The organism is Paraburkholderia sp. Ac-20347 (genome assembly GCF_017104805.1).
In the GTDB taxonomy this organism is placed as follows: Bacteria; Pseudomonadota; Gammaproteobacteria; order Burkholderiales; family Burkholderiaceae; genus Paraburkholderia; species Paraburkholderia tropica.
This window is the reverse complement of the sequence record NZ_JAAGPN010000267.1, coordinates 1-11,249: the sequence shown is the minus strand read 5'-3', so window position 1 is coordinate 11,249 and position 11,249 is coordinate 1. Positions and strand designations below refer to the sequence as shown.

Below are 11,249 nucleotides of genomic sequence, written 5' to 3'. Positions count from 1 at the left end.
TCCAGTCCGGTGTTCCGCTCCCGGTGCTGCGGGGCTGCGCGGGCGAGTCGTCGAGCTGTGCCTGGGCGATGCCGCCCGCGCGCCACTGCGCCTCGTCGCGCGTGAGCTGAAGCGCGGCTTTGTGCGCGTTGGCTTCGGCCTGCGCGAGCTGCGCTTCGGTCACGCGCACTTCGGGCGGACGCTTGCCCGTTTGCAGATCGGCGAACTGCGCCTGCGCCGCCACGAGCCGGTGACGTGCCTCGTCGAGCGCGGCGGTTTCGTCGACGGATTCGAGCGCGAACAGCGGCGCGGCGGCGGCCACCTGCTGGCCGCGCTGGACGTCGAGTTCCGTGAGCGTGCCGGATTGCGACGAGGCGAGATAGACGTACTCGCCTTCGACGTAACCCTGGTAGACCGGCGCTTCGTGGCGCGAACAGGCGGCTAGCACAGCGGCCGCAACAAGGAAGGCGAGGGCGATGCGCGCGCTCATGAGCGGGCTCCCAGCGCGCGGCGCGTGCGTGCGTGAGTGCTCGGGCGCGCGGCAGTTTCCGCGCCGCCGCCCGCCTGTGCGCCCGTGTCTTCCGGCATGCGCATCGCGCCCGCGAGCAGCGCGGTGACGTGGCGGCGCAGCGCCTCGCGCTCGACTTTCGGCAGGCCGCGCGTGCCTTGCCAGAGCTTCGAGGTCGCGAGCGGCAACATGACGAGCGCGAGGATCGACATGAACAGCAGCGGCGCTTCGAGGTGAGGATTCACGGCGCCCGCCTGCTGCGCGGCGCCGATCTGCGCGGTGAAGCGCTGCAATTGCTCGATGGGCAGGCGTTTGAGCATGCGCTCGCGCAGCAGGCCGCCTTCGTTGACGATCTCGCGCAGCCAGAGCGGCGGCAGCCACGGCATGTGCGCGGTGACGTCGAATAGCCGTTCGACGAGCGCCTGCACGAGCGCATGTGGATGGGCGGCGCTTTCTCCGTCTCCGCTGATTCCGCCGACCTCGCTGCCTTCGCCGCCCCACACGTAGGCGATGGCGGGCGCGATGCGCTCGTCGGCCACGGCGTCGAGCAGCTTTTCGCGATTGGTGAAGTAGTAATGGACCATGGCCGATGTGACGCCGGCGGCTGCGGCGATCTGCGTCATGGTGGTGGTGGCGATGCCCTGGTCGGCGAACAGTTGCGTGGCGCCGGCCAGCAGGCGCTCGCGCATGTGCAGGTCGGGGTCATGGCGGCGCCGGCCGCGCGCTTTCACGGCGGCCCGGCTGGACGATCCGGCGGTGACTGCACGTGTGTTCATCGTTTCAGTCTAATTCACGCATTAGTTAAATCCAATGCGCTTGCGCAAGGGGTTAACCCGTTTGACTCAATCAGGCTTCCTTTCGGAACTTTCCTATACAAAAAGAAGAGGGGGTCGTTCAGTCTGTGAGTTTGTGCCGCAAGGTACGCCCGGTTCATGCCCCAAAAAGAAAATGGAACAACAAATGAAGCGCATCGTGGTCATCGACGATCATCCGATCGTCCTCAAGATGCTCGCCAACGTGCTGAACACCGAATACGCACTCGTGGGCGAATGCGGTGACGGCGAAGAGGGCCTCCATCTCGTTCAGACGCTGCAACCCGACCTGGTGATCCTCGACCTCGAATTGCCGAAGCTCGACGGTCTGTCGGTCATTCGCGGCATCCGCGCGAAGCAGGCCGCCACGCGCGTCATCGTGCTGTCGGCCAAGCCGGAGCAGGTCATGGCGAACCACACGCGAATCGCGGGCGCGAACGGCTATGTAAGCAAGAGCCGGGGCGTGGAGGAACTGTGCGGCGTGGTGAAGGCGGTGCTGCTCGGTTACGACTGCTTCCCGGCGGGCAGTTGCGGCGGCGGCCGCGACGTCGCGCTCAACGGGCTGTCGCCGCGCGAGGTCGAGGTGCTGCAATATCTCGCGCGCGGCATGAGCAACAAGGGCGTCGCTGCGCGGCTCGGTCTGTCGGATAAAACCGTGAGCACCTACAAGACGCGTGTGCTCGACAAGCTGGGCGTGTCGTCGCTGGCGGCGCTGATCGAGTTTGCTACGTTGAACAAACTGATCGATTGAGTCGCTGTGCGCGTTCAGGCGCATGGAGGGCAAAGCGCGTCGCGGGTGACGCGCTTTTTTATTGGCCGCGCCCAGTCTGTCCGGAAAACGGAAGACCACGCAGCGCAAAAACAGCCGAAAAAAAAGCCCGACTTGCGTCGGGCTCCAAGTGTAACCGCACCCGTTGCCGGGCGCGGTACCTGCAAAAACTGCGATGCGTCGCGGCCTGCTTACGCGGCCAGCAGCGAGCGCAGCACGAACGGCAGGATGCCGCCGTGCTTGTAGTAGTCGACTTCGATCGGCGTGTCGATACGCAGCAGCACCTGCACGCGCTCGTCCTTGCCGTCCTTGCGATGGATCACGAGCGTCAGGTCTTGCTGCGGCTTGAAGTCGTCGGTGAGACCTTCGATGTCGAACGTTTCCTCGCCGGTCAGGCCGAGCGTTTGCACGCTGTCCGTGCCCTTGAACTGCAGCGGCAGCACGCCCATGCCCACGAGGTTCGAGCGGTGGATACGCTCGAAGCTGCGTGCGACCACGGCCTTCACGCCCAGCAACTGCGTGCCCTTGGCCGCCCAGTCGCGCGACGAGCCCGTGCCGTACTCTTCGCCCGCGAACACCATCGTGGGCGTGCCGGCGTCGATGTACTTCATGGCGGCGTCGTAGATCGACAGCTGTTCGCCGCTCGGCTGATGAATCGTCAGGCCGCCTTCCACGCGCGTGCCGTCGGCCTTCGCCGGGATCATCAGGTTCTTGATCCGCACGTTCGCGAAGGTGCCGCGCATCATCACGTCGTGGTTGCCGCGGCGCGAGCCGTAGCTGTTGAAATCGGCCTTCTGCACGCCGTTTTCCTTGAGCCACTTGCCGGCGGGCGAGTCTTCCTTGATCGAACCGGCCGGGCTGATGTGGTCGGTCGTGACCGAGTCACCGAAGATGCCCAGCGCGCGCGCGCCCTTGACCTCGGCGACCGTCGACGACGGCGTCATCGAGAAGTCCGAACCGAAGAACGGCGGCTCGGCGATGTAGGTCGACTTCGGCCAGTCGTAGACCTGACCTTCCTCGCCCTCGATCTTGCTCCACAGGTCACCCTTCTTCGTGAGCTGCGCGTAGTTCTTCTGATAGACGTCGGCGTCCATCGCGAACTTGAGCAGCGCGTTGACTTCCTCGCTCGTCGGCCAGATGTCGCCGAGATAGATGTCGCGGCCGCCCTTGCCCTTGCCGACCGGTTCCGTCATCAGGTCGCGCGTGATCGTGCCCGCGATCGCGTAGGCGACCACCAGCGGCGGCGAGGCCAGGAAGTTCGCGCGGATGTTCGGGTGAATCCGCGCTTCGAAGTTACGGTTGCCCGAAAGCACCGCCGCCGCGACCACGTCGTTCTTGACGATCGAGTCGTTCAGTTCCGGCGTCAGGTCGCCCGCGTTGCCGATACACGTCGTGCAGCCATAAGCCGCGAGTTCGAAGCCGAGCTTCGAGAGGAACGGCAGCAGGCCCGTCTTCGTCAGGTATTCGGTGACGATGCGCGATCCCGGCGCGAGCGAGGTCTTGATGTGCGGCGCGACCGTCAGGCCCGCTTCCACGGCCTTCTTCGCGAGCAGGCCGGCCGCGAGCAGCACGCTCGGGTTCGACGTGTTCGTGCACGACGTGATCGCGGCGATCAGCACGTCGCCGTTATGCAGCTTGACCTTCTCGCCGGCCGTGTATTCGGCGGCGAGGTCGGCGGACTTCTTGTTGAAGCCGTTTTCGGCGACCGGCTTCGAGAACAGGTCGGCGAAGGTCGACTTCACGTTGCCGATTTCGATGCGGTCCTGCGGGCGCTTCGGACCGGCCAGCGACGGCGCCACCGTGCCGAGGTCGAGCGTGAGCGTCTTGGTGTAGTCGATGTCGCCGGCCTTCGGGACACCGTACAGTTCCTGCGCCTTGAAGTAGTTCTCGAACGCCGAGATTTCGGCTTCGGTGCGGCCCGTGCCCTTGAAGTAGTCGATGGTCTTGTCGTCGACGGGGAAGAAGCCCATGGTCGCGCCGTATTCCGGCGCCATGTTGCCGATGGTCGCGCGGTCCGGCAGCGAGAGCGACGCCGTGCCTTCGCCGAAGAACTCGACGAACTTGCCGACGACCTTCTCCTTGCGCAGCATTTCGGTGATCGTCAGCACGAGGTCGGTGGCCGTGCAGCCTTCGCGCAGCTTGCCCTTCAGTTCCACGCCCACCACGTCGGGCGTGAGGAAGTAGACCGGCTGGCCGAGCATGCCGGCTTCCGCTTCGATGCCGCCCACGCCCCAGCCAACCACGCCGATGCCGTTGATCATCGTGGTGTGCGAGTCGGTGCCCACGAGCGTGTCCGGGTAGTAGACCGTGTCGCTGCCGTCGGCCTTCTTGTGCACGCCGCGCGCGAGGTATTCGAGGTTCACCTGGTGAACGATGCCGATGCCCGGCGGCACGACCTTGAACGTGTCGAACGCCTGCATGCCCCACTTCATGAACTGGTAGCGCTCGTTATTGCGCTGGAATTCCAGCTTCATGTTCAGGTCGAGCGCGTCTTTCTGGCGGAAGTAGTCGATCTGCACCGAGTGGTCGACGACGAGGTCGACCGGCACCAGCGGCTCGATGACCTTCGGGTCCTTGCCGACCTGTTTGGCGACGCCGCGCATGGCCGCGATGTCGGCGAGCAGCGGCACGCCGGTGAAGTCCTGCAGCACGACGCGGGCGACGACGAACGGGATTTCATCGACGCGGGCGGCGGTGGGCTTCCAGTTCGCGAGCTGCTCGATGTGCTCTTCCGCGATCTTCTTGCCGTCGTAGTTGCGCAGCACGGACTCAAGCACGAGACGGATCGACACTGGCAGGCGGTCGATCTTCACGCCGAGCTGCTTGCCGAGTTGCGGCAGCGAGTAGAACTTGCCTTTGCCGGAACCGCTGTCGAATTCCTTTAGCGTTTTGTGGAGGTTGTGGGCCATGGTATTTTCCTTCGTTTAATCGCGGAAATAACGCTTACTGCACGTTTGCTGCGGGTACTTACAGGTACAAGACTGATCGAATCACGCTCATGTCACATACAAGTCGACGTACTCGTGCACCGGCATGGCCTCGAGCCGTGCCGCATCCAGCGAGACATCGAGAATCGCCTGCTGCTGCTTCGCGGCGAAGCGCCGCGCGAGGTTGGTCCTGAACTTTTCGATCAGCAGCGGGATGCCGGCTTCGCGGCGTCGCTTGTGGCCGATCGGATACTCCACCACGATTTCGTCGAGCGTCGTGCCGTCGTTCAACTCGACGGTCAGCGCATTCGCGATCGAACGCTTGTCGGGATCGTGATAATCGCGCGTGAACTGCGGATCTTCCACGCAGACGATCTTCGCGCGGAGGGCGTCGATGCGCGGGTCGCGCGCGATCTCGTCTTCGTAATCGGCGGCCGTCAGTCGTCCGAAAAGGATCGGCACGGCCACCATGTACTGGATGCAATGGTCGCGGTCCGCCGGATTCGCCAGCGGGCCGGTTTTGTCGATGATGCGGATCGCCGCTTCGTGCGTGCGGATCGTGATGCGCGCGATGTCGTCGGCGCTCTTGCCGCGCTGGCCGAGCAGGGCGTGCAGCGTCATGGCCGCTTCGGCGGCGGTCTGCGCGTGGAATTCGGCGGGGAACGCGATCTTGAACAGCACGTTTTCCATCACGTACGTGCCGTAGGGGCGCTGGAACGCGAAGGGGCGGCCCTTGAACGAGACGTCGTAGAAGCCCCACGTTTTCGCCGTGAGCGCCGAGGGATAACCCATTTCGCCCGTCTTCGCGATCAGCGCGAGGTGCACGCCGCGCGCGGTGGCGTCGCCGGCGGCCCACGACTTGCGCGAGCCGGTGTTGGGCGCGTGGCGATAGGTGCGCAGCGCCTGGCCGTCGACCATCGCCAGCGACACGGCGTTGATGAGTTCGTCGCGCGTGAGCCCGAGCAACTGGCCGACCACGGCGGTCGAGGCGAGCTTGACGAGCAGCACATGGTCGAGACCGACCTGGTTGAACGCGTTCTCCAGCGCGATGCAGCCCTGGATCTCGTGCGCCTTCACCATGCCTTCAAGCACGTGCTTCATGGTGAGCGGCGGTTTGCCCGCGGCGACAGCCGTGCGCGAGAGCCAGTCGGCGGTCGCGAGTATGCCGCCCAGATTGTCCGACGGATGGCCCCATTCGGCGGCGAGCCAGGTGTCGTTGAAGTCGAGCCAGCGGATCATGGCGCCGATGTTGAAGGCGGCCTGAACCGGGTCGAGCTGGAATGCGGTGCCCGGCACCTTCGCGCCGTGCGGGACGATCGTGCCCGGCACGATGGGCCCGAGCAGCTTGGTGCAGGCAGGATACGAGAGCGCCTCGAGTCCGCAGCCGAGGGTGTCCAGCAGGCAGTAGCGCGCCGTCGTCAGCGCGCTGGCGCTGTCGCCGGGCAAGCCGTTCAGGACGTAGTCGACGATATCGACGAGGACCTGATCCGGCTGTGGCCTGACATGGGGATTCGGCGCGGACATCGAGGCGTCCCGGCCGTTCTTACTGGCCCGAAGCGGCGCTCGCGCCCGCAGCCGGAGCGGCGTTGCGGTTCAGCGCGTTAGCCTGGGTCGGCGCCAGTGCGCCTTGCTGCATGGCCGTCGTCTTGCACTCGTCGGCCAGACGCGAGCTGTCCTTGTCCGAGAACAGCATGGCCTTCGTCGGGATCACGACCAGGTCGAGGCCGGTGGCGGCGTCGTGGAAGCGGTCGGCGCCCGTCGTCGTCGTTTGACGCGGCAGGTTGTAGTTCTTGTTCGCCCAGTGAACCGTGACGATCTGGTCACGCGCCATGTCGCCCTTCAGGTCGAACTGCATGCCTTCCGCGCAATTCCAGTGCTCCGAGCCGTCCGGGATCGGATCGACCTTCGCTTCCTTGGCCGGATTGACCTTGCGCTTGATGATGCGATGCTTCGGAGCCGGCTTCTTCGGCGTAGCCTTCTTGGCCGTGGTCGACGAGGTTTGCGCGGCGGCGTCGGTCGCGGCCAGCATCATCGTCGAGGACAGCGCGCCGATAACGGCAGCGATCAGCAATTTCTTCATGGAGTCAGACCTTTATCTCTCAAATCGGTTGAACAGTGCGCGGCTGCGCCTTGCAGCCGCCGGATGCACTGCGCGCGCCCCGAAAGCACGCAGCGAACGCTATTTTCACCTATTTATCGGTATGAACTGCAGATTTTGCGGTCTGTTGCAAATTGCCTTGCCGAGGCTCTTGTCAGGCTTCCATCGACTGTGTTGCTCATCGCAAGCGTCTCCTCGATGACTCACTCTGTGGCACGGCGCGCAAGAGGCGTGCGCGGCCGCCGAAAACGTTTTCAGGCCCCAACCCGGGCCCCGATCCAGGCGCCGCTTACGACGCGGCGGCCTGTGCCAGCTCGCCCGGCGCGAACAGCGGCGCGGCGTCCTGCGGCACGCTGCGGCCCGTCGAGCGCGCGCGGCGCAGCACGGACCAGTAATAGCGGTAGCTCGCGCGGTCGTGCAAGGTGTCGCCGTGACGCGTCGGACCCCACTGCGCGCTTTGCGCGGCGAGCAGGATCTCGGCGGCGGTGGCGATTTCCTCGTCGCGCGGCGCGAAGGCCGCCACGATGGCCGGAATCTGCGCGGGATGGATGCTCCACATGCGCGTGTAGCCGAATTCGTTGCGCGCGCGACGAGCGTCGTTGGCGACGACCTCCATATCGCGCACTTCCGTGCTGACATTGTGTGACGCAACCTTGCCGAACGCGTGGCAAGCCGCCGAAATCTCAAGCTTCGCGCGCCGCACGAGCGGGTGATCGAACTGGCCGGGCGAGCGCATGGCGGTGTCGGGGATCGCGCCGTCGTGCGCGGAGACGAAGTCCATCAGGCCGAAGCTCAGCGACTGCACGCCGCGCAGCGCCGCGAGATCGAACACGCGCGCGAGCGCGCCATGCGTTTCGATCAGCAACTGCACGGGAATCGGCTGGTCGATGCCCATCTCGACGCGCGTGGCTTCGATGAACGCCGTCATTTCCGCCGCGTCGCCCACGGCGCGGATCTTCGGCAGCATGATGAACGCCGGCGCCCGTCGGGCGGCGCGCAGGATCAGGCGGACATCGTCGCGCCAATGCGGATGGTGGAAGTCGTGGATGCGCACCCCGACGCGCCCGAAGCGGTCGTGTTCGCTGCCGAGGAATGAGGCGACGAGTTCGGCGTGTTCGGCCTCGCGGCCCACCTGGGCGCCGTCTTCGCAGTCGAGCGTGATGTCGAATACCGGGCCGAGCTGCTGCTGCAGCGCGAGCGATTTCAGCATCAGCTTCTCGCTGCCGGCGTAGTGATCGCACGCGGGCAGGATGGTCGGCGGCGCTTCGCCGTCAAACAGCACTTCGGCGGGTGTGATGGCGCGCATCTTCGGCGGCGGGTGTCGAATATTGGAGGGGGAACCGGATTCGGACGCGTCCTGCGAAATTCGAGGCAAGGCGCGTGCGGATCAGGGGCGCGAGGCGGGCGGCGCTCGGGTGCGCAGCGGCATGTACCGCTTGCGAACCCGCGACGAACGCGCCGCGCTCGCGCACGCGCGCCATGTGGCATGGCGCGCGCGGGGCCGGTGCCCGCCGCGTGGCGACGGGAGGCCGGCCGGTCTGCCCGATTACTTCAGCAGGTGAGCGACGCCTTCGCGCTCTTCGAGCAGCTCGTTGAGCGTGCCGTCCATCTTTTCGCGCGAGAATGCGTCGATTTCAAGGCCTTCGACGCGCTTGTACTCGCCGTTTTCGCAGGTGACGGGCACGCCGTAGATGATGTCTTCGGGGATGCCGTACGAGCCGTCCGACGGAATGCCCATCGTGACCCACTTGCCGTTCGTGCCGAGGACCCAGTCACGCACGTGGTCGATCGCCGCGTTGGCAGCCGAAGCCGCCGACGACAGGCCGCGCGCTTCGATGATCGCTGCGCCGCGCTTGCCGACCGTCGGGATGAACGTGTCGCGGTTCCAGACGTCGTCGTTGATCAGCTTCGTCAGCGACTCGCCTTCTGCGGTTGCGACGCGGAAGTCGGGGTACATCGTCGGCGAGTGGTTGCCCCACACGGCGAGCTTTTCGATCGACGCGACCGGCTTGCCCGACTTGGCGGCCAGTTGCGACAGCGCGCGGTTGTGGTCCAGACGCAGCATGGCCGTGAAGTTCTTCTTCGGCAGATCCGGCGCCGACTTCATGGCGATGTACGCATTCGTGTTGGCCGGGTTGCCGACGACCAGCACCTTCACGTCGCGGCTGGCGACGTCGTTCAGCGCCTTGCCCTGAACCGTGAAGATTTCGGCGTTGGCCGACAGCAGATCCTTACGCTCCATGCCCTTCGAGCGCGGACGTGCACCCACGAGCAGCGCGACGTCGGCGTCCTTGAATGCGACCTTCGGATCGTCCGTGATGACCACGCCCGCGAGCAGCGGGAATGCGCAGTCGTCGAGTTCCATCACGACGCCCTTGACGGCGGCTTGTGCCTGCGGCAGGTCGAGCAGTTGCAGGATGACGGGCTGGTCCTTGCCGAGCAGGTCGCCGTTCGCGATGCGGAACAGCAGGGAATATGCGATCTGACCTGCGGCGCCGGTGACGGCAACGCGCTTTGCGGGCTTAGCCATTGAAAATCTCCAGGAAGATGCGTTAGACGCCAGGGTAAAACGCCATTCTATATGCGCGTTACGCGAAGCGTTCATGAATCAGGCGGTCCTTTTGCCGAACGCACGCGCGTGGCGGATGCAAGCGAGTTGCAAGCGCCGCGCCGCACGCCGGGAGGCGGGGCCGCGGACCGTTTACCGGTGCGACAATGCTCAAGGGAATGACGGGGACACCCTGGACAGGGACGCCTGACGCTGGCCGCTTCGCGTGTGCCGGCTCCTGCCACAGCTCGCTTCGGAAGGTCCACGGGCGCGGCGCGGGCGCTATTGAATCAGGCAGCGGCGCGGGCGGGGCGGATCGAAACCTCTACTGCATGAAGGAACAGCATGTGCAAGGCGGCCCGCGGCGCAGTTGGCCACGAGGTGGATGCTGCCGGCGGCTCCCGTGAGTCGCCCGCAAACCCTTGCTCGATCGGCAGTGTAGGAGTCGTAAGGGCCAAAGTCAACAGTATCTTATGTCTTATATAAGACATATCTATTGCAGCGAAAGGGTAGATTTCCGGGGGGCTTTATGTTGAAATGCGCGCCATGAGTGCGAACCCGGTCAGCAACGCGAATTCCACCGCTCCAGAGAGCGGCCCTTCGGCGTCTGCGCCCGCTTCGCCGTCCCCGACCTTCAGTCCGCTTTATCAGCAGATCAAGGGGCTCATTACCCAGAGCCTCGAGTCCGGCGAATGGAAGCCCGGCGAAATCATCCCCAGCGAAGTCGAACTGGCCGCCCGTTACAAGGTGAGTCAGGGGACCGTGCGCAAGGCGATCGACGAACTGGCCGCCGACAACCTGCTGGTGCGCCGCCAGGGCAAAGGCACGTTTGTTGCGACGCACAACGAAGACCGCGCCCAGTTTCGCTTTCTTAGATTGCTGGCCGATGACGGCGCCGAACATCCGCACATCAGCAAGCTGCTGGAGTGCCGCCGCCTGCGCGCGTCGGCCGAGATCGCCCGTCAACTGGATCTCAAGCCCGCCGATCCGGTGGTGCTGATCAAGCGCCTGCTGCAGTTCGACGGCGAGAACACCGTGCTCGACGAAATCTGGCTGCCCGGCGGCGTGTTCCGCGGTCTGACGGCCGAGCGCCTCGCCGAGTATAAAGGACCGCTCTACGCCATGTTCGAAGCGGACTTCGGCACGCGCATGATTCGGGCAACTGAGAAGATCCGCGCGGTGGGCGCCGAGCCTGCGGTGGCCGATCTCCTCAACGTGCCCGCAGGATTCCCTTTGCTATCGGTTGATCGGGTGTCCTATACCTATGGTGACCGGCCAGTCGAGGTCCGCCGCGGTTGGTATGTCACAACCGGGTACTACTATCACAATGATTTGAGTTGAAAGGATGCCCGCGCACCGGTGCGGGCGGCCTTCCCCACGTGCCTGCGTTCGCGCGCAACAGCGTTTCCAGACGGCGTATTTCGCTGCAGCGCGAAATGAAAAGGCGGTAAAATTGCGTATTAGTGTTAACACATAGTAGGGGTCTAGCATGGCAGAAGCCGCAAAAAAACCGAGGCCGGAATACCGGAACATCGGGATTGGGCAGATATTGTTCGCATACCGCCTGCCGTTGGCCGGTCGCGTATCGATCGGTCACCGCGTGAGCGG

General features: G+C 65.1%; 9 protein-coding genes and 1 pseudogene. 3 read left to right on the top strand and 7 right to left on the bottom strand.

Going from position 1 to position 11,249, the window contains the following annotated elements; translation table 11 throughout:
• Positions 1–469: biotin/lipoyl-binding protein (locus G3N97_RS31910; RefSeq protein WP_205996923.1), on the bottom strand; the 469-nt coding region annotated here is incomplete at its 3' end.
• Positions 466–1,176 carry a TetR/AcrR family transcriptional regulator gene (locus G3N97_RS31905; RefSeq protein ID WP_205996924.1) on the bottom strand — a complete coding sequence of 237 codons (711 nt, stop codon included), beginning with the start codon at positions 1,174–1,176 and terminating at the stop codon, positions 466–468. The genes G3N97_RS31905 and G3N97_RS31910, both read right to left, overlap by 4 nt.
• A gap of 271 nt (positions 1,177–1,447) precedes the next feature.
• Between G3N97_RS31905 and G3N97_RS31900 the strand changes: the two genes are divergently transcribed.
• A complete protein-coding gene (locus G3N97_RS31900) occupies positions 1,448–2,050 on the top strand; it encodes a response regulator transcription factor (protein WP_205996922.1) in 603 nt (200 codons plus the stop codon).
• 209 nt (positions 2,051–2,259) lie between these two features.
• On the opposite strand, the gene acnA is transcribed toward G3N97_RS31900, so the two are convergent.
• From acnA to G3N97_RS31875, 5 genes are all read right to left on the bottom strand, one after another.
• Positions 2,260–4,977: an aconitate hydratase AcnA gene (gene acnA, locus G3N97_RS31895; protein ID WP_205996921.1), complete on the bottom strand. Its 2,718-nt coding sequence runs from the start codon at positions 4,975–4,977 to the stop codon at positions 2,260–2,262.
• Positions 4,978–5,064: 87 nt separating this feature from the next.
• Positions 5,065–6,519 (bottom strand): bifunctional 2-methylcitrate dehydratase/aconitate hydratase, encoded by a 1,455-nt coding sequence (locus G3N97_RS31890; protein ID WP_205996920.1) that lies wholly within the window; start codon positions 6,517–6,519, stop codon positions 5,065–5,067.
• A 19-nt stretch (positions 6,520–6,538) separates the two neighbouring features.
• A complete protein-coding gene (locus tag G3N97_RS31885; RefSeq protein ID WP_205996919.1) occupies positions 6,539–7,075 on the bottom strand; it encodes a hypothetical protein in 537 nt (178 codons plus the stop codon).
• Between the two features lie 307 nt (positions 7,076–7,382).
• Entirely contained in the window at positions 7,383–8,399 is a 1,017-nt protein-coding gene (locus G3N97_RS31880) for an aldolase/citrate lyase family protein (protein WP_205996918.1), read from the bottom strand.
• A gap of 240 nt (positions 8,400–8,639) precedes the next feature.
• Positions 8,640–9,623, bottom strand: a complete 984-nt coding sequence (locus G3N97_RS31875; protein ID WP_065065354.1) for a malate dehydrogenase — start codon at positions 9,621–9,623, stop codon at positions 8,640–8,642.
• 564 nt (positions 9,624–10,187) lie between these two features.
• Here G3N97_RS31875 and G3N97_RS31870 point away from each other — a divergent pair.
• Together G3N97_RS31870 and G3N97_RS31865 are read left to right on the top strand one after the other, a co-directional pair.
• Complete coding sequence (locus G3N97_RS31870; RefSeq protein ID WP_205996917.1) at positions 10,188–10,982, top strand: GntR family transcriptional regulator; 795 nt, start codon at positions 10,188–10,190, stop codon at positions 10,980–10,982.
• A 148-nt stretch (positions 10,983–11,130) separates the two neighbouring features.
• Positions 11,131–11,249: pseudogene (locus G3N97_RS31865) on the top strand (succinate dehydrogenase, cytochrome b556 subunit); the annotation flags it as partial.